This is a genomic window from Amycolatopsis bartoniae (genome assembly GCF_014191255.1).
Taxonomy (GTDB): Bacteria; Actinomycetota; Actinomycetes; order Mycobacteriales; family Pseudonocardiaceae; genus Amycolatopsis_E; species Amycolatopsis_E bartoniae.
Genome location: NZ_JACHWH010000003.1, coordinates 357883 through 381304, shown reverse-complemented (window position 1 = coordinate 381304; position 23422 = coordinate 357883). Strand labels below are relative to the sequence as shown.

Annotated in this window: 24 protein-coding genes; 10 read left to right on the top strand and 14 right to left on the bottom strand. The window is 72.3% G+C overall.

The window, feature by feature from the left end; all coding sequences use genetic code 11:
* Positions 1–7 precede the first annotated feature (7 nt).
* Genes FHX82_RS18510 through FHX82_RS18485 form a run of 6 tightly spaced genes read right to left on the bottom strand, consistent with a single transcriptional unit; the run spans position 8 to position 5691 of the window.
* Positions 8–622: a LutC/YkgG family protein gene (locus FHX82_RS18510; protein WP_145933712.1), complete on the bottom strand. Its 615-nt coding sequence runs from the start codon at positions 620–622 to the stop codon at positions 8–10.
* Positions 615–2045 (bottom strand): LutB/LldF family L-lactate oxidation iron-sulfur protein, encoded by a 1431-nt coding sequence (locus FHX82_RS18505; RefSeq protein ID WP_145933713.1) that lies wholly within the window; start codon positions 2043–2045, stop codon positions 615–617. The genes FHX82_RS18510 and FHX82_RS18505 overlap by 8 nt, the downstream gene beginning before the upstream one ends.
* Complete coding sequence (locus FHX82_RS18500) at positions 2027–2752, bottom strand: (Fe-S)-binding protein (protein ID WP_145933714.1); 726 nt, start codon at positions 2750–2752, stop codon at positions 2027–2029. Before FHX82_RS18500 ends, FHX82_RS18505 begins: the two co-directional genes overlap by 19 nt.
* A 22-nt stretch (positions 2753–2774) precedes the next feature.
* On the bottom strand, positions 2775–3956 hold the full coding sequence (locus FHX82_RS18495; RefSeq protein ID WP_145933715.1) for a cytochrome P450: 1182 nt from the start codon (positions 3954–3956) through the stop codon (positions 2775–2777).
* An 11-nt stretch (positions 3957–3967) separates the two neighbouring features.
* On the bottom strand, positions 3968–4903 hold the full coding sequence (locus FHX82_RS18490; protein WP_145933716.1) for a PDR/VanB family oxidoreductase: 936 nt from the start codon (positions 4901–4903) through the stop codon (positions 3968–3970).
* A 32-nt stretch (positions 4904–4935) separates the two neighbouring features.
* Positions 4936–5691 carry an IclR family transcriptional regulator gene (locus FHX82_RS18485; protein ID WP_145933717.1) on the bottom strand — a complete coding sequence of 252 codons (756 nt, stop codon included), beginning with the start codon at positions 5689–5691 and terminating at the stop codon, positions 4936–4938.
* Between the two features lie 38 nt (positions 5692–5729).
* Between FHX82_RS18485 and FHX82_RS18480 the strand changes: the two genes are divergently transcribed.
* Positions 5730–6728: an acetamidase/formamidase family protein gene (locus FHX82_RS18480; protein WP_145933718.1), complete on the top strand. Its 999-nt coding sequence runs from the start codon at positions 5730–5732 to the stop codon at positions 6726–6728.
* On the opposite strand, the gene FHX82_RS18475 is transcribed toward FHX82_RS18480, so the two are convergent.
* The 4 genes from FHX82_RS18475 to FHX82_RS18460 all read right to left on the bottom strand — a co-directional run bounded on the left by FHX82_RS18475 (position 6725) and on the right by FHX82_RS18460 (position 9447).
* Entirely contained in the window at positions 6725–7603 is an 879-nt protein-coding gene (locus tag FHX82_RS18475; RefSeq protein WP_308431594.1) for an NmrA family NAD(P)-binding protein, read from the bottom strand. The genes FHX82_RS18480 and FHX82_RS18475 overlap by 4 nt on opposite strands.
* A complete protein-coding gene (locus FHX82_RS18470; RefSeq protein WP_145933719.1) occupies positions 7600–8169 on the bottom strand; it encodes a TetR/AcrR family transcriptional regulator in 570 nt (189 codons plus the stop codon). The genes FHX82_RS18475 and FHX82_RS18470 overlap by 4 nt, the downstream gene beginning before the upstream one ends.
* A 73-nt stretch (positions 8170–8242) precedes the next feature.
* Entirely contained in the window at positions 8243–8737 is a 495-nt protein-coding gene (locus FHX82_RS18465) for a sigma factor-like helix-turn-helix DNA-binding protein (protein ID WP_229881101.1), read from the bottom strand.
* 2 nt (positions 8738–8739) lie between these two features.
* Positions 8740–9447: a VOC family protein gene (locus FHX82_RS18460; protein WP_221216158.1), complete on the bottom strand. Its 708-nt coding sequence runs from the start codon at positions 9445–9447 to the stop codon at positions 8740–8742.
* Positions 9448–9735: 288 nt separating this feature from the next.
* Here FHX82_RS18460 and FHX82_RS18455 point away from each other — a divergent pair, with 288 nt between their 5' ends.
* From FHX82_RS18455 to FHX82_RS18445, 3 genes are read left to right on the top strand one after another with little or no spacing between them, the layout of a single operon-like run.
* Complete coding sequence (locus FHX82_RS18455; protein WP_145933721.1) at positions 9736–10371, top strand: hypothetical protein; 636 nt, start codon at positions 9736–9738, stop codon at positions 10369–10371.
* 28 nt (positions 10372–10399) lie between these two features.
* Positions 10400–11776 carry a carboxylesterase/lipase family protein gene (locus FHX82_RS37735; protein WP_145933722.1) on the top strand — a complete coding sequence of 459 codons (1377 nt, stop codon included), beginning with the start codon at positions 10400–10402 and terminating at the stop codon, positions 11774–11776.
* A gap of 37 nt (positions 11777–11813) precedes the next feature.
* On the top strand, positions 11814–12905 hold the full coding sequence (locus FHX82_RS18445) for a glycoside hydrolase family 3 N-terminal domain-containing protein (RefSeq protein ID WP_145933723.1): 1092 nt from the start codon (positions 11814–11816) through the stop codon (positions 12903–12905).
* A 3-nt stretch (positions 12906–12908) separates the two neighbouring features.
* On the opposite strand, the gene FHX82_RS18440 is transcribed toward FHX82_RS18445, so the two are convergent.
* Positions 12909–13835, bottom strand: a complete 927-nt coding sequence (locus tag FHX82_RS18440) for a proteasome assembly chaperone family protein (protein ID WP_229881060.1) — start codon at positions 13833–13835, stop codon at positions 12909–12911.
* Positions 13836–14060: 225 nt separating this feature from the next.
* Here FHX82_RS18440 and FHX82_RS18435 point away from each other — a divergent pair, with 225 nt between their 5' ends.
* Genes FHX82_RS18435 through FHX82_RS18425 form a run of 3 tightly spaced genes read left to right on the top strand, consistent with a single transcriptional unit; the run spans position 14061 to position 17769 of the window.
* A complete protein-coding gene (locus FHX82_RS18435; RefSeq protein WP_145933725.1) occupies positions 14061–15629 on the top strand; it encodes a prenyltransferase/squalene oxidase repeat-containing protein in 1569 nt (522 codons plus the stop codon).
* Positions 15629–16864: a cytochrome P450 gene (locus tag FHX82_RS18430; RefSeq protein ID WP_145933726.1), complete on the top strand. Its 1236-nt coding sequence runs from the start codon at positions 15629–15631 to the stop codon at positions 16862–16864. The genes FHX82_RS18435 and FHX82_RS18430 overlap by 1 nt, the downstream gene beginning before the upstream one ends.
* A complete protein-coding gene (locus FHX82_RS18425) occupies positions 16852–17769 on the top strand; it encodes a UbiA family prenyltransferase (protein WP_183176700.1) in 918 nt (305 codons plus the stop codon). The genes FHX82_RS18430 and FHX82_RS18425 overlap by 13 nt, the downstream gene beginning before the upstream one ends.
* 206 nt (positions 17770–17975) lie before the next feature.
* Here the strand turns inward: FHX82_RS18425 and FHX82_RS18420 are convergent, their stop codons facing one another.
* The 3 genes from FHX82_RS18420 to FHX82_RS18410 form a co-directional block, all read right to left on the bottom strand.
* Positions 17976–18779: an SAM-dependent methyltransferase gene (locus FHX82_RS18420; protein ID WP_145933728.1), complete on the bottom strand. Its 804-nt coding sequence runs from the start codon at positions 18777–18779 to the stop codon at positions 17976–17978.
* Between the two features lie 116 nt (positions 18780–18895).
* Positions 18896–19810, bottom strand: coding sequence for a homocysteine S-methyltransferase (mmuM, locus tag FHX82_RS18415; protein WP_222425941.1), 915 nt, complete (start codon positions 19808–19810; stop codon positions 18896–18898).
* A complete protein-coding gene (locus FHX82_RS18410) occupies positions 19807–20442 on the bottom strand; it encodes a TetR/AcrR family transcriptional regulator (RefSeq protein WP_229881063.1) in 636 nt (211 codons plus the stop codon). The genes mmuM and FHX82_RS18410 overlap by 4 nt, the downstream gene beginning before the upstream one ends.
* Positions 20443–20882: 440 nt before the next feature.
* Here FHX82_RS18410 and FHX82_RS18405 point away from each other — a divergent pair, with 440 nt between their 5' ends.
* The 3 genes from FHX82_RS18405 to FHX82_RS18395 are packed head-to-tail and all read left to right on the top strand — an operon-like array spanning position 20883 to position 23377.
* A complete protein-coding gene (locus FHX82_RS18405; RefSeq protein ID WP_145933729.1) occupies positions 20883–21974 on the top strand; it encodes a helix-turn-helix domain-containing protein in 1092 nt (363 codons plus the stop codon).
* 19 nt (positions 21975–21993) lie between these two features.
* Positions 21994–22647: a YdcF family protein gene (locus FHX82_RS18400; RefSeq protein WP_145933730.1), complete on the top strand. Its 654-nt coding sequence runs from the start codon at positions 21994–21996 to the stop codon at positions 22645–22647.
* Entirely contained in the window at positions 22595–23377 is a 783-nt protein-coding gene (locus FHX82_RS18395; RefSeq protein ID WP_145933731.1) for a WbqC family protein, read from the top strand. The genes FHX82_RS18400 and FHX82_RS18395 overlap by 53 nt, the downstream gene beginning before the upstream one ends.
* Positions 23378–23422: the final 45 nt, after the last annotated feature.

Here is a 23422-nt window from a genome sequence, read left to right as displayed (position 1 = left end):
GACCGGATCAGCCGATCAGGAGGACGTCCAGGGTCCGCGGCCCGTGCACGCCCTCGACGCGGCTCAGCTCGATGTCGCTGGTCGCCGACGGCCCGGAGACGAACGTGAGCGGCCGCGTGGGCTCCAGCCGGGCCAGCCCCTCGGGCACGGTCGCGACGATCTGCCGCGCCCGCACCACGCACAGGTGGTAGTCGGGCACCAGGGTGAGCGCGCGGCGGCCCTGGCCGGGGCCGCCGTCGAGCACGATGGTGCCGGTCTCGGCGATCGTGACGGCGCAGCCGGTGAGCACGCCGTCGGCGGCGTCGAGCTCGTCGACGGTCAGCGGCGGCTCGTCGGTCAGCCACCGCACGTCCCCGGCGTGCCACTCGCGCGGCAGCCCGGGCGGGGTGACCACCGTGCGCACCCCGCGCCGTCGCAGGGTTTCCGCGATGGCGCCGGGCAGCCCGGCCTCGGTGGCCCGGCGGACCTCGGCCCGGTAGTCGGCGATGCGCTCGGCCGCCAGCCCGGTCACGTCCGGGTACTCGCGCGTGCTCGCGTACTCGCGGGGAACCGGCGCCGGTTCGGGCCGGTCACGCAACGCGACGCGGACGCGCGCGAGGATCTCCGCTCGGGCGTCAGCCACGGTTGTTCCTCCACCAGGTCCGGAAGCTTTCGCGGGCGGGCAGCGGCGCGTCCCGCGACGAGGTCCACAACGAACCGGGCCACGGCAGTTTCGTGATCTTCCCGCCCGGCACGAGGTGCCGCGCGAGCGAGCCCGCCCGCTGCGCCGCCTCGTACTTGCCCGGGTCGCCGAACACCTGGCCCAGCAGCCGCATCGCGAGCCGTTCCGGTGAGGCTGGGGGTTTCGCCGCGACGCTTTTCGCCCGCAGGTGGGTGAGCACCTCCGGAATGTCGATGCGCACCGGGCAGACCTCGAAACACGCTCCGCACAGCGAGGACGCGTACGGCAGCGCCGCCGCCTGCTTGTCGTGCGGGTCGGCCACCAGCTGCGGGGTGAGGATCGCCCCGATCGGGCCGGGATAGACCGAGCCGTACGCCTGCCCGCCGGTGCGCTCGTAGACCGGGCACACGTTGAGGCAGGCCGAACAGCGGATGCAGCGCAGCGCCTGGCGCCCCACCTCGTCGGCGAGCACCTCGGTGCGGCCGTTGTCCAGCAGCACCAGGTGGAACTCCCGCGGCCCGTCGCCCGGGGTGACGCCGGTCCACACCGAGGTGTACGGGTTCATCCGCTCGGCGGTGGAGGAGCGCGGCAGCAGCTGGAGGAACACCTCCAGGTCGCGCCACGTCGGCACGAGCTTTTCCAGTCCCAGCACGGTGATCAGTGTCCGCGGCAGCGTCAGGCACATGCGCCCGTTGCCCTCGGACTCGACGACCATCACCGAACCGGTGTCGGCGACCGCGAAGTTCGCCCCGGACACGGCGACCTTCGCGGTGAGGAACTTCTGCCGCAGGTGCCGGCGCGCGGCCTCGGCGAGCGCGCGTGGTTCGGCGGGCAGGTCGGCGGGCGCGCCGGGCATCTCGCGGCGGAAGATGTCGCGGATCTCCGCGCGGTTGCGGTGGATCGCGGGCACGAGGATGTGCGAGGGCCGGTCGTGACCCAACTGCACGATCACCTCCGCGAGGTCGGTCTCGATCGCCGTCACGCCACCGGCTTCGAGCGCCTCGTTGAGCCCGATCTCCGCCGTGGCCATGGACTTGACCTTGACGACCTCGTCCGCGCCCGCCTCGCGCACCAGCCGCAGCACGATTTCGTTGGCCTCGGCGGCGTCACGCGCCCAGTGCACCACGCCGCCGCGCGCGGTCACCGCCGCCTCCAGTCGCTCCAGATAGGTGCCGAGGTTCGCCAGGACTTCGTTCTTGATCGCCTCGCCCGCGTGGCGCAGCTCCTCCCAGTCGGGCACCTCGGCGACCGTGCGGGCGCGCTTGTCGCGGATGGTGTGCGTGGCGTGGCGGAGGTTGCGCCGCAGCTGCGAGTCGGCGAGCGCGGTGTGCGCGGCCTTCGGGAACGTGGGCACGCCCAGCCACGTCACGGGGTTGCGAGCCACGGTTCCTCCTCCGTCGAAGCCAGGATGTCGGCCAGGTGCACGGTCCGCACGCCGGTGCGCAGCCGGGAGAGGCCGCCGCCGATGTGCATCAGGCACGAGTTGTCGCCCGCCGTCAGCACCTCCGCGCCGGTGTCGAGCACGCTGGTCATCTTGTCCCCGAGCATCGCCGTCGACGTCTCGGAGTTCTTCAGCGCGAACGTGCCGCCGAACCCGCAGCACGTCTCGGCCGCGGGCAGCTCGACGAGGTCGAGGCCCTTGACCGCGCGCAGCAGCGCGAGCGGCTTCTCCCCCACGCCCAGCATGCGCAGCGAATGGCACGTCGGGTGGTAGGTGACGCGGTGCGGGAAATACGCGCCCACGTCGGTCACGCCCAGCACGTCGACCAGGAACTCGCTCAGCTCGTACATCCGGCCGGGCAGGTCGGACTCCAGCAGCTTCGGGTAGATGTCTCGCACCATCGCCGCGCACGAGCCCGAGGGCGCGACCACCGCGTCGTAGCCCGCGAAGGACTCCCCCAGCCGCCTCACGAGCGGCACGGTCTCGTCCCGGTATCCGGTGTTGAAGTGCATCTGCCCGCAGCACGTCTGCGACAGCGGGAAGTCCACCGCGCAGCCGAGCCGCTCCAGCAGGCGCACCACCGACCTGCACGTGTCCGGGAACAGGGTGTCCCCCAGGCACGTCGCGAACAGCGCAACCCTGAGCGTCATACCGGGAACTCTAGTGCCCGTTTCAGCCAGTGACACCGCCGGTCCGGTGGACGCGCAGGGGTAGCGACGCCCAGGCGCGCAGCGTGTTGTTGTGGTGACGGCGTGGCTGCCCCGCGAGCTCGATCCGCTCGACGCGGGCGGCCAGTGCGGTGACCAGCGCTTCCGCTTCGAGCCGGGCGACGTGCTGCCCGACGCACTGGTGGAGGCCCATGCCGAAGCCGACGTGGCCCGACGGGTCGCGGGACAGGTCGAAGACGTCGGGATCGGTCCAGCGCCGGGGATCGCGGTTGGCCGCCGCGAGGAACATCAGGATCTTCCGGCCCTTCGCGATGCGCACGCCGCCGAGCTCCAGGTCCTTCGTCGTGGTGCGGAAGAACGTCTGCACCGGCGACTCCCACCGCACGGCCTCGTCGAAGGCGACACGCGCGAGCCCGGGCCGCTCCCGCAGGCGCCGCCACTGCTCCGGATGGGTGGCGAAGGCGTACAGCACCGCGGCGATGCCGTGCACCGTGGTGTCCACCCCGGCGGTCAGCAGCGACCGTACGACCAGCGGCGCCTGTTCGTACGTCAGGTCGCCGTTGTCGGCCGCCGCCCAGATCCGCGCGCCGAAACCGTCCGGCGCGAGCGCTTCCCGCGCGCACTGCGCGTTGACCCACGCCGACAGCTCCGCGACGCGGGGCTGTCCCTTCTCGACGAGGTCGTTGACCGGGCCGAAGGCGTTGAACGCGTGGTCGCCGTAGGGCAGCAGGTTCTCGCGCCCGGCCTTGCCCAGGCCCACGGCGTCGGGGAACACCCGGAGCGGGAACGCCTGCGCGAGCGCGGGCACGGCGTCGAACTCGTCCTCGGCGAGCACCTCGTCGACGAGCCGCTCGGCGTCGGCGAACCACTCCGCGCGCAGCCGCCGCAACGCGCGCGGGCCGAGGATCTTCGACAGCACCGCGCGCGGCGCGTCGTGGTGCGGCGGATCGGCTTCCAGCAGCAGGCTCGGCGGCCGCCACGGCTCCTCCACGCGGAAGTTGCTCAGCCCCACGCCGGCGCCGGACTCGAAGCCCTGCCAGTCGGTCAGCGCCGCGTGCACCTCGGCGTAGCGGGCCAGTGCGTGGACGTCGTACTTCTCCAGGTACGTCACCGGCCCGGCTTCCCGCAGCTTTTCGTGCAGCGGCAACGGGTTCTCCAGGACGTCGTGGCTGAACGGGTCGATCATCGCGGAGTCCTTCACAGGTCGAGCACGAGGCGGTCGGTGCGGGCGCGGGAAACGCAGGGGAACATGCAGTCCCCGGCGGCGCGCTCGGCGTCGTCGAGGATCGAGTCGCGGTGGTCGGGCACGCCGTCGAGCACCCCGGTCTCGCAGGTGCCACAGGTGCCCTGGCGGCACGACGACAGCAGCCCGGCCCCGGCGGCGGTCACGGCTTCGAGCACCGACTGTCCAGGTTGGACGGTCACCGAGCGGCCGGATCTGGCGAGGGTCACCTCGAACGGTTCGCCGCGCACGCCGGAGTCTCGGGGCACGAACCGTTCCGTACGCAGCCGGCCGGGTGGCCAGGTGACGCACCGGCGTTCGACGGCGGCGAGCAGCGCTTCCGGGCCGCAGCAGTAGACCTTCGTCCCCGCGTCGACGTCGAGCCACGTGTCGAGATCGAGCAGGCCGTACTCGTCCTGCGGGCACACGGTCACGTGCTCGCCGTAGCGCGCCAGCTCGTCCAGGAACGCCATCGACCGGCGCGTGCGGCCGCCGTAGAGCAGGTGCCAGCCGGTGCCCAGCAGCTCGGCCTGATGCAGCATCGGCAGCAGTGGCGTGATCCCGATCCCGCCCGCGACGAACAGGTACCGCCGCGACGGCACGAGCGGGAAGTTGTTGCGGGGACCGCCGATGCCCACGGAATCGCCGACGGACAGCTCGTCGTGCACGAACGCCGAACCGCCGCGGCCGTCCGGTTCGCGCAGCACCCCGATGCGGTAGGTGTGCGGGTCCCAGCGGTCGCCGCACAGGGAGTACTGGCGCACGAAACCGTTGGGCAGCACCAGATCCACGTGCGCACCGGGCGTCCAGTCGGGCAGCCGCCCGCCGTGCGGCGCGGCCAGCGTCAGCGTGACGACGCCTTCGGCCACCGGTGACTTGTCCACGACCCGCAGGTCCACCGTCGTTGGCATGCCCAGCAGGATGAATCGGCGGCGAGGCGGCGCTACACCCGATTCTCATCCGGTGAGAGACCCATCGCCCGGCCGATGCCCAGGGCGGTGGCCCGCAGCGCGGGGATCACCGTGCGCGCGCCCGCGTCGTTCGGCACCACCACGCCGAGCGCGGCGACGACCGGCCCGCCCGGCCCGCGCACCGGCACCGCGACCCCGGTGGCGCGCTCGTCGATGAACCCCGCGCACAGGGCGAACCCGTCGCGCCGGATGTCGGCCAGCCGTGCCCGCAACGCCTTCGGGTCCGTCACGGTGTACGGGGTGAACGCCGACAGCACGCCGCCGAGCACGCGCTCCTGCACCTCCGCCGGGGCGTGCGCGAGCAGCACCTCCCCCGAGGAGGACGCGTGCAGCGGCAGCCGCCCGGCGATGCGGGTCAGGTTGATCACCGCGCGCCGCGCGGACAGCCGTTCGAGGAACAGCACTTCGTCGCCCTCGCGGACGGCGAGCTGGATGTGCTGGCGCACCACGGCGTGCAGATCCTCCATGAACGGCATCGCGGCCTCGCGCAGCGGGAGCGCCGGCGACGCGCGCGAGGCGACCTCCCACAGCCGCATCCCGATCCGCACCTTCCGGTCGGCGTCGCGCTGCAGCCAGCCGTAGCCGACGAGGTGTTCCACGAGCCGCGAGACCGTCGCCACGTGCAGGCCGGTGCGGCGCGCCAGCTCCGACACGCCCAGCGCGGGCGCGTCCGGCCCGAACACCTCGATGATCCGCACGGCCCGGCCCAGCACAGACTCCCTCGTCATGGCGCCAGTGTCCGCCATGCGCGCTACGCTCCAGTCACATGAACGTGATCGAGTTCACGCCGACGCGCGAGCAGTACGCCTGGACCTTCGGCGGCGTCGAGCCTGTCCTGAGGGTCAAGCCGGGCACGGCACTGCGGCTGTGGACCGAGGACGCGTTCGGCGGCCGTCTCACCAGCCCGCACGACCGCCCGAGCGAGCAGCTCGACCTGCACGAGGTCAACCCGCAGACCGGCCCGTTCCACGTCGAGGGCGCCGAGCCGGGCGACACGCTGGCGCTGCACTTCGCCGAGCTGGAGCCCGCGCGGGACTGGGCCGCGTCGGCGACCATCCCGTTCTTCGGCGGCCTCACCGGCACCGACCGCACGGCGCTGCTGCACGACGCGCTGCCCGAGCGCACGTGGATCTACCAGCTCGACCGCGAGCGCGAGGTGGTGGTGTTCGAGGCGCTGCAGGGCGAGTTCCGGCTGGACCTGCCGGTCGCGCCGATGCTCGGCACCGTCGGCGTGGCGCCCGGCGGGCGGGAGGTGCGCACGTCGCTGGTGCCGGACACCTTCGGCGGCAACATGGACACGCCCGAGATGCGCGCGGGCGCGACGTGCTTCCTCGGCGTCAACGTCGAAGGCGCGCTGTTCTCCGTCGGCGACGGGCACTACCGCCAGGGCGAGGGCGAGTCGTGCGGCACCGCGGTCGAGGGCGCGATGAACGTGACCCTGATCGTGGAGCTGATCAAGGGCGGCGCGCCGCTGTGGCCGCGCATCGAGCAGGACTCGCACTACGCCGTCGTCGGCTCGTCGCGCCCGCTGGAGGACGCGTGGCGCGCGAGCCAGGTCGGGATGATCGACTGGCTGCACGAGCTGTACGGCCTCGACCGCCTCGACGCGTACCAGCTGCTGACGCAGATCGGCGAGGCCCCGCTGGCGAACGTGGTGGACGCGAACTACAGCGCGGTCACCAAGGTGGCCAAACGCCTCCTCCCGCAGGCCGACGCCTTCGGCGGGATGCACCGGTACCTGCGAGACCAGGCGAGGACGCTTTAGCCGGCGACCCGCTCCGCCAGCAGGTCCGCCACCGTGCGCGGTTCGCGGCCCAGGAGCTGCCCCAGCAACGGATCGGTGCCGGCGAAGTGGCCCTGCCGGGCGGCCTGGAAGAACGTCAGCAGCATGCGGGCCGTGGTCTCCGGGGTGCCGTGGGCGACCTGGTCGGCGACCCACCGCTCGTCCTCGACCACGACCCGTTCCACGCGGCGGCCGGTGACCTCGGACGCGATCCCGGCGATGTCGTCGAACGTGACGGCGCGGCTCGCGGTGAGGGTGACCGGGCCGTCGAACGCGCGCTCGCCCGCCAGGATCACCGCCGCCGCTTCCGCTTCGTCGGCCCGGTCCGTCCACGAGGCGGGGCCGTCCGCGGGGGCGGCGATCACCCCGGTCCGCTGCCACGGGCCGAGCATCCAGTCGAGGCTGTGGGCGTAGAAACCGTTGCGCAGCGACGTCCAGGCGACGCCTGAGCCGGCGAGCAGCGCCTCGGTGGCGGCGTGCTCGCGGGCCGGGGAGAACGGCGAGTCACCGCGGACGTTCTGGTGGCTGGTGTACAGGATCCGTCGGGCACCCGCCGCCACCGCGGCCTCGACGGCCGTGCGGTGCAGCTCCAGCCCGTCGCGCGAGGGGTCGTTGTGGGAGACGAGCAGCACCTGCTCCGCGCCCTCGAACGACTCGCGCAACGCGGCCGGGTCGTCGTAGGAGCCTTGGCGCACGCGGACACCGCGGTCGGCGAAGTGCCGGGCCTTGGCGACGTCGCGCACGCTCACGCCGATCCGGCCCGCGGGCACGAGCTTGAGCAGGTGCTCGACGGTGGCACCGTTGAGGGCGCCGGTCGCACCGGTGATGACGATCATGCTGAGGTCCTTCTCGGTCATCGGCGCCGCAGGAGCGGCAGGAGGATGTCGTCGACGAGGTGTTCGAGGAACCCCTGGTCGCAGGGCTCGCCGGTGAGCAGCCGGAGCACGATGACGGCCGGGGCGATCTCGGCGAACAGCTCCGCCGCCCCCGGCGCCAGGTGTTCGCCGTGTTCGAGCGCGGCGCGAAAGGGCTGTTCGGTCATGGCCGTCTTGTCGCGCTGCCGGATCCGCCGCAGGGCCGCGGCCAGCTCGGGGTCACCGCGCATCCCGGCGAACAGCGCGCCGAGCAGCCCGACCTCCTGCTCCGCGATCTCCCGCGCCAGCCACCCCACGGTCTCCAGCAGCGCCTCGCGAAGATCGCCGGAACGGCTGGCCGGCGGAGGGTCCACCGTGCGGCGGTCGACCGCCGCCACCACCAGCTCGGCCTTCCCGGCGTAGCGCCGGTAGACCGTCGGCTTCCCCACCCCGGCCCGCGCCGCGACCGCCTCGATGCTCAGCTGGTCGTAGCCGATCTCGGTGAGCAGCCGCAGCGTCGCGTCGAGGATCGCGACGTCCCGGCCGGCGTCCCGCGGTCTGCCCGGCACGTGCTCCTCCTTTACGAAACGGAACGGGAACGTAAAGGAAGGTAGCCGCACGCGACCCCGCCGTCAAGCGGGGTCACAGCATCGCGCGCAACCGGATGAGCGCGCGGTGCTGCGCGACCCGCACCTGCCCGACCGACAGCCCGAGCACCAGCGCGGTCTCCGCCGCCGTCAGGCCCGTCGCCACGCGCAGCAGCACGATGTCCCGGTCCAGCGGCGACAGCACCGGCAGCAACCCGAGCACCTCGTCGGCCGCCGGACGCCGGTGCCCCGGCGCCAGCTCGTCGACGGTGCGGGTCAGCACCTGGAACACCAACCGCAGGAACGGGCCGCCGCGGTAGCCCGGCACGGCGGCGAGCACCGCCCGCCCGGCCTCCGCGGCGACCTCGTCCGCCCGCCGGTACGACGAGCCGTCCCGGCCCAGCCGCGCCCGGCAGTACCGCACGAGCAGCGGGCCGACCTCCGCGAGCAGCCTGCCGACGAGCACCGCGTCGCCGGTGGCCGCGCCACGGGCGAGCCGGTCGAGCCCGGCGGGCAGGGCTGTCCCCGCGTCGGTCTCCCGGTCGTCCACGGTCAAGCTGCGGCCAGCGCGATCACGCTGAAAGACGCTCCCTGAGGGTCGGCGAGAACGGTGAACCGGCCCACCGGGGTGTCGGTCGGCGGCACGAGCGTCCGCCCGCCCAGCTCGCCCGCGCGGGCACCGATGGCGTCCGCGTCCGCCACGGCGAAGTAGACCATCCAGTGCTCGGGCGTTTCCGCGGGCCAGTTCGCGTCGAGGGTCAGCATGCCGCCGATCTCCCGCTCGCCGAGGTGCCAGACCGAGTAGTCCGGCTGCTTCGCCGCCTGCCAGCCGAACACGGCCTGGTAGAACGCGCCTGCGGCGTCGGGGTGGCGGGTGGCCAGCTCGTTCCAGCACAGCGCGCCCGGCTCGTTCACCAGCTCCGCGCCCGCGAATCCGCGCGGCTCCCAGACGCCGAACGCCGCGCCACCCGTGTCGGCGAACAACGCCATCCGCCCGGATGACGGGATGTCCATGGGCTCGACGATCACCCGGCCGCCCGCGGCGGTGACCGCCTTGGTGGCCACGTCGGCGTCGGCGACCGACACGTAGGTGGTCCAGTTCGGCGGCACGCCGGGCTCCATCGCCGGGCCGATCCCCGCCACCTGCCGCTCCCCCAGCCGGCACATCCGGTAGCCGCCGAACTCGGCGCCCTGGTCCACCGCCTCCCAGCCGAACAGCCCGCCGTAGAACCGCGACGCCCCCTCGACGTCGGTCGTCACCAGATCCACCCAGCACGGGGTTCCGGGTTCGTATCCCGTCCGTTCCACCGCTACCCACCTCTTCCGACTCCGCGAACCCTCCCCCTCCGAGAATCGCTTTCCGGCCCGCCTCGCGGTTAGGGCCTAAAGGCCCCTAATGGAGGGTGCGGCCACCCTCGAAGTTCCACAGTGGACTGACCAGGAGGAACGGAAGCGTGGCACGACAACGCGACGTGACGACAAGTTCGTCCGTACGGTGACTTGCCGGTTGCGTTCCGTACTCTTTACCCTCTACCGAGGGTGATGGACATGACACGTGAAGTGATGCACGACCTGCTGCCTTCGCTGCTCCGCCGCGCGGTCCGCGTGGTCCCCGCGGAGGAGGACGAGGACACCGGAGCGCCCCGGCACCCGGGGCTCGCCCGGCTCGCCGGTAACGGCCTGCTGCACCGCGTCGCGGCGGGGTACTACGCGCTCGTGCCGAGCGACCACATCGGCACGGACTGGCGGCCCGACCTCGAATCCGCCGCGTGGGGCATCGCCGCGGCCGACGACGGGCCCCGCTCGGTGGCACTGATGGGCCTGTCGGCGGCCCACGCCCACGGCGCGTTCCCCGACACCCAGGGCGTCGCCGTGATCGCCACCACGCGCAACCGCCCGACGCTGCGCTTCACCGACCGCGAGGCCACGGTGTCGTTCGTGCGGCGTGACCCGCGCAGGCTGAAGATCGAGCGGCACAGCAGCACGCTCGGCAACGGCTGGGTCACCACGGTCGAGCAGACCCTGCTGGACCTGGCGGCGTACCCGCAGCTCGGCGGCCGCCCGGACCTCGCGGACGACGCGATCACGGGGCTGATCGACAAGGCGGACCCGCACGTGCTGTACAGCCTGGCCGGCGCGCAGCGGCGGATGGGCGCGCTCGACCGCATCCTCATGCAGGTGTAGCAGCCACAGTTCGCTCTACAGTGGCGTTGTGGTGAGGATCAGCAGTGGCGAGCTGCGGGGTACGACAGGGGAGTCCGGGCTGGCCGTGTTCCGCGGGGTGCCGTACGCGCGGGCGGCGCGCTTCGCGCCGCCGGAGCCCGTCGAGCCGTGGAGCGGGGTGCGGGACGCGACGAGGAACGGGCAGATCAGCCCGCAGCCGCCGTTCCGCATCGGCTCGGTCACCGGGATTCCCGAGGAACAGCCGCAGGGCGAGGACTGCCTCAACCTGACGATCGTCACGCCGGGCACCGACGACCGCAAGCGCCCGGTGCTCGTGTGGCTGCCCGGCGGCGCGTACGTCACCGGAGCCGGATCGCTGGCCTTCTACGACGGGCAGCGCCTGGCCGCCGAGGGCGACGTGGTGTTCGTCGGCGTCAACTACCGCCTCGGCGCGCTGGGGTACCTCAAGCTCGACGGCGTCTCCCCCGGCAACCTCGGCCTGCTCGACCAGCTGGCGGCGCTGCGGTGGGTACGGGACAACATCGCGCGCTTCGGCGGCGATCCCGGGCAGGTCACGGTGTTCGGCCAGTCCGCGGGCGCGCACTCGATCGCGTGCCTGCTGGCCACCCCCGCCTCGGACGGGCTGTTCCGCCGGGCGATCCTGCAGAGCGCGCCGATGGCGATGAAGCTCGCCAAGCCCGCCAGGGCGGCTCGCGTCGCCCGCTACTTCACCGCCGCGCTGGGCGCCGACCCCCGCACGGCGAGCACCGCGGAAATCCTTGCCGCGCAGGAGAAGACGATCGTCCGCGCGGCCGGTCCCGGCGGCCTCTACTCGGTACCGCCGTTCTGCCCGGTCGCGGCGGCCGATCCGCTGCCCCCGCTCGCGGGCTGGCTGCCGGGCGCGGTCCGCCGGGCCCGCGAGGTCGACGTGCTCATCGGGACCACGCGGGACGAAATGGACACGTTCCTCAACGGCAAGCCCGGAATCACCCAGCTGGAGGCGATTCCGTTCGCCGGCCGCGCGGGCATGAGCGCGGCGAAGAAGGCCATCACGCGCTGGATGTTCGACGCGCCGTCGATGCGGTACGCCGACGCGCTCGCCGGAGCGGGCGGGCGCGTGTTCACCTACCGGTTCGACTGGGCGGCGCCGGAGTCCGGTTACGGTGCGTGCCACTGCGTCGAGCTGCCGTTCCTCCTGGGAGACCAGGCGTCGTGGGCGGCCGCGCCGATGCTGGCGGGCGCGGACTGGACGGAAATGGCGGAATTCGGGCGGAAACTGCGGGGCATGTGGTTGTCGTTCGCGAAAACCGGTTCACCTTCCCCTGACTGGCCAAGGCATTTCCCGAAATCGCCGCACGGGATGAAATGGGCGGAAATTGGTCCGGACCGCGACGTTCGCCCGAGCCCGGTGGCCGGGGTAGGGTGAGCCCGGTCCTGTCGCCGAAACTCCAGGGGGCCTCCCCATGGGAAACGCCGGCCGCTGGCTTCGCGTCGTGCTCGCCATCGTGCTGGGCGGGGTGTTCGCCCTCGCCGGAACGTCGCACGCGCAAGCGCTTTCCCCGCGTCAGCAGGCGGGGCAACGGGTGGTCTACTCCTATTCCGGGCTGACGCCGCCGCAGAGCCTGCTCGACCGTATCCGCGCCGGGGAGGCCGCGGGGGTGATCTTCTTCGGGGAGAACATCCAGAGTCCGCAGCAGCTCGCCGGAGTGGTCAAGCAGCTGCAGGACGCGAACGCGCAGAGCCCGGTGCAGGCGCCGCTGCTGCTGATGACCGACCAGGAGGGCGGCCAGGTACGCCGGCTGCCCGGCGAGCCCACGCTGTCGGAGAAGCAGATCGGCCAGGCGGCCGACCCGGTCGCGGCGGCCACGCAGGCCGGCACGGGTGCCGCGCAGAACCTCGCGGGCGTGGGGCTGAACGTGAACCTCGCGCCCGTGCTCGACGTGTACCGCACCGAAGGCGACTTCGACGACCACTACGGCCGCTCCTACAGCAAGGATCCGGCCGTGGTGGGGAACCTGGGCAAGGCGTTCATCACCGCCCAGCAGCAGGGCGGCGTCGCGGCGACCGCCAAGCACTTCCCTGGTCTCGGGGCCGCCACGACCAACCAGAACACCGACACCCAGCCGGTCACCCTGAACGTGCCGCTGCAGACCCTGCGCACGGTCGACGAGGCGCCGTACCCGGCGGCGTTCTCCGCCGGGGTCAAGCTGGTCATGGTCTCGTGGGCCACCTACCCCGCGCTCGACGCGGCCAACCCGGCCGGGCTGTCCGCCACGGTGGTGCGGCAGGAGCTGCGGCAGCGCCTGGGCTTCGCCGGCGTGACGGTCACGGACGCGCTGGAGGCCGGTTCGCTGCAGGCGTACGGCGCCACGGGCCAGCGCGCGGTGGCGGCGGCCGCGGCGGGCATGGACCTCATCCTGTGCTCCGCCCGCGACGCGACGCAGGGCGACGACGCGGCGGACGCGCTGACCGCGGCGGTCCAGTCGGGCCAGCTCGACCAGGCCGACTTCACCGCGGCCGCCGACCGCGTCACCGCCCTGCGCAAGGGCCTGTAGCGGCTACTCCCCGCGGTCCTGCTGCTCGGCGAGGAAGCGCTCGAACTCGGCGCCGAGCTCCTCGGCCGTCGGCATCTGCTCGACCTCCTCGGCAAGCAGGCTCTTGCGGTCCATCGCCTCGACGAACGTGTCGTACTGCTGCTCCAGCGCGCGCACGACCTCCGCGACCTCGTCGGACTCGGCCACCTGCCGCGCGATCTCGGCGTCCGTGCGGCGCGCGGACTCCACCAGCGCCTCGTCGGGCACCGACAGCCCCGCGACCCGCGAGATCGAGCCGAGCAGCGTCACGCCGGCCGCCGGATACCGCGACTGGGCCAGGTAGTGCGGCACGTGCGCGGCGAAGCCCACCGCGTCGTGCCCCGCCTCGCCGAGGCGGAACTCCGTCAGCCCGGTCGCGCTGCCCGGCACCTGCAGCCGGTTGAGCACCTGCTGGTACTCCCCCACCAGCTCCTTGCGGGTCGCGTGCGCCGTCACGCCCAGCGGGCGCGTGTGCGGGGCGCCCATCGGAATGCCCTGGTACGACACGACCATCCGCAGCTCCCACCGCTCGACGAGGCTGCGCACCGCCGCGGCGTAGCGCTCCCACTCGTGGTCGGGCTCGGGCCCGGTCAGCAGCAGGAACGGCGTGCCCGCCTCGTCGTGGAACAGCTTGACGGCCAGCTCGGGCGCTTCGTAGCCGGCCCAGTGGTCGGCGGCGAAGGTCATCATGGGCCGGCGGGCGCGGTAGTCGATCAGCCGGTCGACGTCGAACCGGGCGGCGACGGTGTACTCCAGGCGGGATTCGAGGTGTTCGCTGACGGCCTTGCCCGCCAGGCCCGCGTCCACGAACCCGTCGAGCTGGTGCAGCAGCACCGCGCCGGTGAGCTCGGGCAGCTCCGAGTCCACCTCGTAGAGCTCCTCCGGATCGAACACCTTAGCCTCCTGGGTCACCTCGGGCAGTCCTTCTCCAGGATGAACGTACTGGGACGGCGGATTCATCCCGCGACGGGTAGCGCAGGGGCAACCCCCCTACGGCACCAACCCGCTGGGCCGGACGGAGGAAAAGCGGTCTTGTTGGCAGTGTGTGGTGATACTTTGGATTTCTCCCTGTCACGACGGCCGCAGTTCCGCGGCGGTTTCCGGCCCCGGCACCGCCACGAATTCCGGGGGGTGTCGATGGATTTGGCGAATCTGGCCAGGCGGCTCCTCGTCGAAATGGCGGCGGACTCCTCCGGCGATTTCCTGCCGTCCCTCTACGAAACCGCGCGGGTGGCCGCGCTGGCGCCCGCGCTGGCGGGCCACGCGGGCAGAATTCGCTTCCTGGTGGAGGCGCAGAACCCGGACGGAACCTGGAGCGGGCCCGGCGAGTACGCCGTGTTGCCGACGCTCGCGGCCACCGACGCGCTGTTCGCCGAGCAGGCCAGGAACCCGGCTCCCACGGTGGCGGCGGCGGTCCACCGCGGACTGCACGCACTGTTCGGAAAACTGTCCGCGGGCAAGGAGGTCTCGCTGCCGGACACGGTGGCGGTCGAGCTGCTGGTGCCCTGGCTGGTCGCCGAGCTCAACCTGCGGCTGGCCGGGCTGGAGGCGGAACCGTTGCCAGGACTGGAAGCCTGGGGTGACGGCGCCCGGCTCCCCTGCCCGGCGGACACGTATCCGGAAGTCCTGCTGATGCTGCGCGGAGCGGTCGAAGAGGGCGCGGTGCTGCCCGAGAAACTGTGGCACTCGCTGGAAATGCTGGGTCCGGTGGCGCAGGGCCTGTCCTTCGTGCGGCCGGGCCGGTTCGGCGTCGGCTGCTCCCCCGCCGCCACCGCGGCGTGGTTCGGCGACGCGGCCACCACGGCGAACCCGCATCCCGCCGTGCGCTACCTGGAGTTCCTGCAGGCGCGGCACGGCGGGCCGGTGCCGGTGGCCGCTCCGCTGGACGTGTTCGAGCGGGCGTGGGTGCTCACCACGTTCACCGACGTGGGGATTCCCGTCACGGTACCGCCGGAACTGGTGCACGGCCTGCGCGCGGCGATCGGCGAGTCCGGGGTGGCCGGTGGCGCGGGACTGCCGCCGGACGCGGACGACACGTCGACCACGCTGCACGCGCTGGCGAACCTGGGCGCACCGGCGCCGCTGGACTCCCTGTGGCAGTACCAGGCCGGCGAGCACTTCAGCACGTTCCCCGAGGAGCGCACGCCGTCGGTGAGCACGAACGCCCATGTCCTGCAGGCTTTCGCGGCCTGCCCCCGGCCCACGCCCAGGGTGGCGGAGGCGATGCTCGGCCTGACCTCGTGGCTGTGCGGGCAGCAGCACCCCGACGGCAGCTGGACGGACAAGTGGCACGCGTCCCCGTACTACGCCACCGTGACGTGCGTCGTCGCGCTCAACGGCTTCGGGGAGAGCCGCGCCGCGATCCGCCGCGCCGTGCGATGGGTGCTGGAAACCCAGCACCGCAACGGGTCCTGGGGTTTCTGGGACGGCACGGCCGAGGAGACCGCTTACGCCGTGCAGATCCTGTTGCGCGCCAGGACGATCCGGGCGGACGCCGCGATCGAGGACGCGGCCGTGCGCGGCTGCGCGTTCCTGCTCGACTCCCAGCCCTCGCCGTGCCCGCCGTTGTGGCACGACAAGGACCTCTACACCCCGGCCCGGATCATCCGCGCGGAGACCATCGCGGCGTTGCACGTCGCGAAGAACCACCCCCGCACCGCCGCGCACCTCGCGCGGCTGCGCCACGGATCGGAGCGGACCGCTTGATGAACCGCACGGAGCTCCGGCTCGTCTTCCGTACGCTGCCGTTCCTCGACGCCCACGCGGACCTGCCGAACGGGATCCTGCGGCAACGCGAAGACCGTTGCCTGGTCTGGGATCCGGAGCTCATCGGGGAGCTGTTCCGTGCGGACGCCGGGCTCGGTCACCCCGGCAGCCGCTCGTTCCGGCCGCTGCTGGGCCCGCGGTCCCTGCTGTGGCAGGAAGGAGAGCGGCACGCCGCGTACCGCCGCGTACTGGGCACCCCGCTGCGCGGGCGGCGGCTGCAGGACTACCGCGCGCTGATCGGGGCCACGGTGCACTCGGCGATCGACGAACTGGGGCCGGGCCGCAGGTTCCGGGTGGCCGACTGGACGCGGCAGGTGGCGCTGCGGATCATGGCGACGATCGTGTTCGGCCGGGCCGAAGACGAGGTGCTGCACCCGTTCGCGCGCTGGATGGACCTGGCGCTGGGCTCGCGCTACCGCACGCTCGCCTACCGTTACCTGCGCGGGCGGCTGCCGTTGCCGGGCCCGCGGCTGGAGGAGCTGCTGGTCCGCAGCGCACGCACGGCCGCCAGGGAGAACCCGGCGACGCTGGCGGGGCGGTTGCTGGCCGAGGACGGCCCGTTCGCGGACCTCGACGACGGCGAGCTGCGGGACCAGATCGTGTCGTTGTTGTTCGCGGGCCACGAAACCACGGCGTCGACGGCGGCGTGGGCGCTGTACTGGCTCGACCGCAACGAAGACGTCCGCGCCCGCGTACTCGCCGAACTGGATCGGACCACCGACGACGGGTTCACCGCCGAGCAGGTCCCGTTGCTGCAGGCGGTGGTGCAGGAGACGTTACGGATAACCCCTCCGGTTCCGGCGGCGGGGAACCGTGTGCTGGCGGAGGAGTGCCCGCACGCCGGTGGTGTCCTGGAAGCGGGCACGGTGGTCACGCCGAGCATCTACCTCGCCCACCACCGTGCGGAGTCCTATCCGGATCCGCACCGGTTCGACCCCGGGCGGTTTCTGTCGGGCCGCGTGCCCGCCGACCGGTACTTCCCGTTCGGCGGCGGCAGCAGGCACTGCCTCGGCAGCCAGCTCGGGCAGGTGGAGGTCCGGATGCTCGTGGCCGCGTTGCTGCGGCGGCGGGAACTGCGCTGCGTGAATCCGCGTGCCGGGGTCGCGCAATTGCGTGGGCACGCGATGGCGCCGTCACCGAAATTGCGCATGGAAGTGCTTTCGTGCCGCGACTAGCCGAGCGCCCGGCGTGGCGCGATATCGTCGTCCTGCACCGTCTGCAATTTCCGCTGCCGGTCAATTACGTGTGTTACTCCATTTGGGGCTGCCTGTTCGCGGGATCGGGTCTCGGCGGGCTCGTTTCGCCACCCGCGGTGCTCGCGATCGCCGCGAACCTGCTGCTCATCGTGGCGCCGCTGGCGTTGAACGTGGCGGTCGACATGTCCACCGACACCCGGCACACGGAGAAGGGCTACCTGGCGGGCGCGGCGGGCCGGTTCGGCCGGGCGCGAGCGCTGAACTGGGCGTGCGGGGAACTGGTCGGGGCGCTCACACTGCTGCTGGTGCTCGGCGTGGGCTGGGGCCGCTGGTGGCCGCTGACGGTGGCCTCGGCGATCATCGGCGCCCAGTTGCTGTACAACCTCGAACCGGCGCGCCTGAAGCGCCGCGGGCTGGCAGGTTCCGCTGCTTTCGGGATCGCGTCGATGGGCCTGCCGGTCCTGCTCGCGTACGTGGCGGTGAGGGCCGAGGTGCCACCCTGGACGTGGCTGATCGTCGCCGGGGCCTCGGTGCTGTCCACGGGCCGCACGGTCTGGTGGGCGCTCCCGGACCACGCCGCCGACACGGCGACGGGCATGAACACCCCGGCGGTGCGCTACGGCCCGGCGCGCGCACTGGCCCTGGCGTGCGGCTTGGTAGCGCTGGGATTGCTGACGCTGGGCTGGGGCCTGTGGGCGGCCTACGGGCCGTGGTGCCTGCTCGGCCTGGCCGCGCACGTGGTCTTCCTGGCGCTGGCGCTGTCCCAGCTACCCCCCACCCTGCGCGGCGAAGCGCCTCGCGCGGGCCCGATGCTGAAGCGCACCCTCCCGGTAGCCACCCTGGGCGAGGTACTCATCGCGGTGATCCCTCTGGTGGCGGGTTAGGAAGCGCTTACGGGCCTTCGTCCCGCCCCAGCCCGGCGTGCCGACGGGGGCCCGCCCTCTCTGCCCCTGGAACTTCCGCAGCTCTCCCTGCCACCCCGGTACTCCACCACCGACCGCTAGCACCGGCGCTACCCGCAGCGACGAGAAAGCGCTTACAGCTCCGACGGGCTCCGCCACCCGCCCCGCGAGAAAGCGCTTACTACTCCCTAAGCCTTCCGCCCGAGTCCGGCGTACATGTGCGCCAGCTCCGGGTTGCGGCCCATGTCGTCCTCGTTCGCCGGCTTCCACAGCAGCACCGGCACCACGCCCGGGTCGACCAGCTCCAGGTCCCCGAAGAACGCGGCCAGCTCGTCCCGCTCCCGCAGCGACACGTTGGGCGGCTGCCCGAACATCCGGCTGAACATGTCCAGCCCCTGGCGCAGCTGCGAGTCCTCCCCGCAGTGCGACATCCCGACGTAGCTCCCCGCGGGGAGGGCGTCGACGTACGACGCCACCACACCGGCGGGGTCGGCCTCGTCGGGCAGGTAGAGCAGCGTCTCGATGAGCAGCACGGCGACCGGCTCGGAGAAGTCGATCAGGGCGCGGGTGGCGGGATCGCCCAGCACCGCGTCGCGGTCGGTCACGTCCAGCTGCAGGTACGCGACCTTGTCGTTGCCCGCGAGGATCTCGCGGCTGTCGGCGACCACACCGGGGTCGAGGTCGACGTACACGACCCGCGCCTCGGGGTCCAGCTGCTGCGCGACCTCGTGCACGTGGCCCCGCGTCGGCACGCCGGAGCCGAGGTCGACGAACTGCCGGACGCCCCGCTCCGAGAGGTAGCGGACCATCCGCCCGGTCAGGCTGCGCGACGCGCGGACCAGGTACGGGATGTGCGGTGCGCACAGCTCGATGCGTCCCGCGTAGTCTTCGTCGTCCCGGCTGTGGTGGGTACCCTCCAGCCAGAAGTCGTTGATCCGGGCGATGCTCGGATACGTCCCGTCGAAACCGGGTGCTTCGGTAGGCGACGCCACTGCAGGTACGCCTCCTCGAGGTCCGCTCCACCGAACGTGACTGTTGATCAGTCACGCAGGTAGGCGATTCTACTGCGAATGGACGCGGTATGGCGCACCTGGTCGCGCGGAGATCTCTAACCCACTGATCGAGGGATGGTGGGGAAGTTCCCACCAGGGTTTTGTGACAGTCCGCGACCAGGAGTTTCACCCACACAGCTGGCGGCGAGCGCCGCGATGGCAGCCGGGCCGATCCGGCAGCAGCCACCCGCCGCATCGGCGTTGATCACCCGATCGGGCGCAAAGCGCGACCGGCCGGTCCAGCGGCGCCGGACGGCGTCCCACCCCTCGCCACTGTTCGGATACGCGACGACCGGCTTGCCGCTGACCTCGCGGGCGAGCGGGATCGCGCGGGCCGCGTCCTCGGGGTCGCAGCAATTCACGCCGACGGCGAGGACGTCGTCCCGCCCGGCGGCGACCGCGAACGCCTCCTCCAGCGGCTGCCCGGCCCGCGTCCGGTCGCCGGTGATCGTGTACGACAGCCACGCCGGCACGTCGGCTCCTTCGAGCGCGGCCAGCATCGCCACGGCCTCGTCGACGTCCGGCACCGTCTCCAGTGCGAGCAGGTCCGGCCCGGCCTCGGCGAGGACCTCGATCCGCGGCCGGTGGAACGCGGTGAGCCGAGCCGCGCTCAGCCCGTACCGGCCGCGGTACTCCGACCCGTCCGCCAGCATCGCCCCGTACGGCCCCACCGAAGCCGCGATCCACCGCGGTCCCTCGACGCGGCTGCGTGCCTCGGCGGCGAGTGCCACGCTGCGCCGCAACAGGTCCTCGGTCTCCCGCCTGCCGAACCCGCGCGCGGCGAAAGCCTCGAAGCTCGCCTGGTAGCTGGCCGTGGTCGCGACCTGCGCGCCGGCCCGGAAGAACGCTTCGTGCACGGCGACGATCTCCCCGGGCGCGTCGGCGAGCAAGCGCGCGGACCACAGCTCGTCGGACAGGTCGTGACCGCGGGCTTCGAGCTCCGTCGCCAGCCCGCCGTCGAGCACGATCACCGCTCGGGGCCCTCCCGCAGCAGCACCAGCTCCCGGAACCACAGGTCCGCGAGGATGTCGAGCATCTGCTCGCGGTCGTGCGCGACGCCGCGGACGAGCCAGTGGTAGCACAGCCTTTCCAGCTGCAGCACCAGCAACGAGGCGCGGGTGAGCCCGGCATCCGCCCGCGGCCCGGTCCAGGCCGCGAGGTACGGCCGCAGCTCGCGCGTCGCCTCCAGCACCCACTGGTAGTGCCGGGTGGCGACCGACGGGTCCGCGGCCATCGCGTGGTTGACCGCGTCGACCTCGACCGCGTAGCGCAGCCAGAAACCGAGCGCGTGCTCGTCCAGCCACGACCGCACCGCGTCCCGGCTCAGCACGGGAAGTTCCGCGACGCGGCGGTAGATGCCGGCCGCCGCGGGCAGCACCCGCTCGAACAGGCACGCCGCGACGTCCGCCTTGTCGCGGAAGTGGGCGTAGAACGTCGCGCGGCTGCCGTTCGCCTCCGCGACGACGTCCGCGACGGTCGCGGCGTGGTAGCCCAGGTTCGCGAAAACCGTGCGCGCACAGACGAGGTAGCGCTCGTGCGCCTCGCGCCACTGCTGTTCGCGGAAGGCGTTGCGCGCCGGTGCCACCATCGAGCCCGAAGTCACGCCTCCATGGTACTGCGCGGAAAACCCGTGCGCCCGCGCAGAACGCAAAGATCTGTCTTTTGGCAGATGTACACCAAGTACGGCCGCGAGCCAATGTCCACTACAGACTTCTCGTGCGCCCGAATTTCTCGCAGCGACAAGGAAACGCTGTCAGCGTCGCCGCTCCGCCTTCGGCGACCCGCCCGGCGACGGAGACCGCCCCTGCCCGGTCTCCGCGCCGGACCACACCAGACCGCGCCGGCCCGCACCGGTTCCCGAGCGCCGCGGCCGGCCACGCGGCGGTGGAACGGCACCCGGCGCCGGGGATCGGCCCGGGACAAAGGAGTCAGCCCGGCGACGAGTGCCTGTCTCTAGGCTGAACGATGGAATTCGCCGCGCATACGAACTGCTGTTGCACTTCTGGTGTACTTGCCGGCCCCTTCCCGGGCTAACCTCATCGAGTGGCCATCGGGGACGACAACCAGGTCGCTGCGACGGCCCACCACTGGAGTGGGCGCGAAGCACGGCTGCTGAGGCATGCGCTGCGGCTGTCCGTCCGCGCGTTCGCCGGATACCTCGGCGTGGCGGCACGGACCGTGGCCAAGTGGGAGTCCGGCGGCATTTCGACCGTGCCCCGCCCGGACACGCAGGCGATCCTGGACACCGCGCTCGCCAGGGCCGAACCCGAGGCACGGCGGCGCTTCGACCTGCTGCTCCAGCAACCGGACGAGGAGAACCCGGCCCCGCCGGTCTCGGGCTACGACTACGAAGCCTGGGCCGACGACCTCGACCGCGTCATGGCGTGCCTGGGGCGTCAGGAGTTCCCGCTCGCCCGCACCCTGCTCGACCGGTGGCTACGGCGCTACCGCCCCAACAGCAACGACACGCGCGGCATGTACCTGTACGGCCGTTCGCTACGGCTGCTCGGCGAGGTGCAGCAGGATCAGGGCGTCATACTCGGCCCGGCGTCGGCGGAACAGACCTACCGCAAGGCGTTGCGCGTCTTCACGGAGCTGGGCACCCCGCGGCGCGTGGCGCAGATCGAACTGAAGCTCGTGGTGCTCGAAGAGATGGCGGGCCGCCTCGAAACCGCGGCGCGCCACTACGAATCGCTCACCGCGGACGAGCGGCTGAGCGAGCACGACCGCACGCGCGCCCGGTTGTGGATCGGCACGGCGCTGAGCAAGCGCGGGCTCAACGAGTCCGCGACGCGGCACATCGTGCCGGCGATCCACGACTTCGAGTCGATGGAGGAGCCCGAGGACTGGTCGATCGCGCACCAGAAGCTCGCCCTCGCGCACCGGGGCGCGGGCGACCTCACGGCGGCCAGCCAGGCGATCGACGTCGCGTTGCAGCACCGGGTCAACGACACGCCACTGCAGAAGGTGCGGCTCGACACCGCGCACGCGCACATCCTGCTGTCCGACAGGGCTACCGCCGGCAATGGGCTCACCATCCTCGACCGGTGCGCGCGCATCTCCACCCGGTTCGGCCTGCTGCACCAGTTGCAGAGCATCGACGGAATTCGCCGCGCTTTCGAGCGGCAGGCGTGAGGATCGGTTTCGGGCACGAATGCGGAAAGAACTCGTCGACCGCAAGTGGGCGGACGCGGAAATCATTTGGGAATACCACCGGCTCCGGCACCGGCCGCGGAAGTGCTGCGCCGCGGTGGCGCTCGGTTGCCACGATTTGAGCGTCGCGACCTATGCGGCGGAGTTGTACCACCGGGGATTGTTTCCGGTGGTGGTGTTCAGCGGCGCGAACAGCCGCGAAACGTTCGTGACTTTTCCCCGCGGAGAGGGGGTGCACTACCGGGAGCGGGCGCTGGAGCTGGGCGTGCCGGAGGAGGCGATCCTGGTCGAGCCCCGGGCGACGAACACCGGCGAGAACATCACTCTTTCGCGTGAAGTCCTGCGTGCGGCGGGAATTTCCGTCGATTCGGTGATGCTCGTGTCGATGCCGTACATGGAGCGGCGGGCGTACGCGACCACGCGCAAAGTGTGGCCGGATGTGACGCCGGTGTGCACCTCTGTCCCGTTGTCCCTGGAGGAGTACGTGCGGGCACGGGACCACGGCACGGAACTTATCGACATGATGATCGGGGATCTCCAACGGATCATCGAGTATCCCGGTCAGGGATTCGCGATCGCGCAGGAAGTTCCCCCATCCGTGTATGCGGCGTACCAAAGACTCGTGGCCGCTGGTTTCCGCAGCCGGATGCTGTGATCGAATACGGCCCGTGGCCGTGACCGACCCGAGATCCTGTGCAGTCCATCAACCGAATCTGTTTCCTCGTCTGACCACTCTGGCGAAGATCTTCACCGCGGACGTGTGGGTGGTGCTGGACGATGTCCAGTTCAACGCGCGCGATTACCAGCACCGGGCGCGCCTGGCCCCCCTCGGGGACCCGGCGGCGCAGCGCTGGCTGACGGTTCCCGTGCACCGGCCCCGTGGCCGGGGCAGCCGCATCGAGGAGTTGCAGCTGGCCGACCCGGAGACGAGCCGCCGCCGGGTGGCGCAGCTGGTGCACCAGTACTACCGGCGGGCGCCGCACTGGACGAGCGCCCGCGCGGCGGTCGACGAGGTGCTGGCGGCGCTGGCGCTCACCGACCGGGTGGCGGACGTGGCCGAGGTGTCCACCCGAGCGCTGCTGGCCCAGCTCGACTGGCGCGGCGAGGTGGTGCGCAGCAGCACCCTGGTCACCAGCGACGAGCGCTCGGAACGCCTGGCGGACCTCACGGAGGCCGTCGGAGCCGAAACGTACCTCTGCGGCCGCGGCGGCGCCCGCTACCTGGACGAATCCCCCTTCGCGGCGCGCGGCCTGACGGTCCGGTACCCGCCGCAGCCGGACCTGGCCGGCCTGAACGGGATGCGCACGCTCAGCGCGCTGTGGGCCTTCGCCGCCCTGGGCCCGGACGCCGTCCGCGAGCAGCTCTCCGCCACCGTCTCCGTCTGACCCCGCCCCCGCCACAACGACGTGGCCTCCGGGCCCGCACCCGAA

What these genes read in the sequence shown, in the direction of transcription:
- FHX82_RS18495 (WP_145933715.1), bottom strand. Translation starts at nt 3,956, where the DNA reads ATGATCGACCCGTTCAGCCACGACGTCCTGGAGAACCCGTTGCCGCTG.
- FHX82_RS18430 (WP_145933726.1), top strand. Translation starts at nt 15,629, where the DNA reads ATGAACCGCACGGAGCTCCGGCTCGTCTTCCGTACGCTGCCGTTCCTC.
- FHX82_RS18455 (WP_145933721.1), top strand. Translation starts at nt 9,736, where the DNA reads ATGACACGTGAAGTGATGCACGACCTGCTGCCTTCGCTGCTCCGCCGC.
- FHX82_RS18400 (WP_145933730.1), top strand. Translation starts at nt 21,994, where the DNA reads ATGCGGAAAGAACTCGTCGACCGCAAGTGGGCGGACGCGGAAATCATT.
- FHX82_RS18435 (WP_145933725.1), top strand. Translation starts at nt 14,061, where the DNA reads ATGGATTTGGCGAATCTGGCCAGGCGGCTCCTCGTCGAAATGGCGGCG.
- FHX82_RS18490 (WP_145933716.1), bottom strand. Translation starts at nt 4,903, where the DNA reads ATGCCAACGACGGTGGACCTGCGGGTCGTGGACAAGTCACCGGTGGCC.
- FHX82_RS18480 (WP_145933718.1), top strand. Translation starts at nt 5,730, where the DNA reads ATGAACGTGATCGAGTTCACGCCGACGCGCGAGCAGTACGCCTGGACC.
- FHX82_RS18485 (WP_145933717.1), bottom strand. Translation starts at nt 5,691, where the DNA reads ATGACGAGGGAGTCTGTGCTGGGCCGGGCCGTGCGGATCATCGAGGTG.
- FHX82_RS18395 (WP_145933731.1), top strand. Translation starts at nt 22,595, where the DNA reads ATGCGGCGTACCAAAGACTCGTGGCCGCTGGTTTCCGCAGCCGGATGC.
- FHX82_RS18500 (WP_145933714.1), bottom strand. Translation starts at nt 2,752, where the DNA reads ATGACGCTCAGGGTTGCGCTGTTCGCGACGTGCCTGGGGGACACCCTG.
- FHX82_RS18445 (WP_145933723.1), top strand. Translation starts at nt 11,814, where the DNA reads ATGGGAAACGCCGGCCGCTGGCTTCGCGTCGTGCTCGCCATCGTGCTG.
- FHX82_RS18475 (WP_308431594.1), bottom strand. Translation starts at nt 7,603, where the DNA reads ATGACCGAGAAGGACCTCAGCATGATCGTCATCACCGGTGCGACCGGC.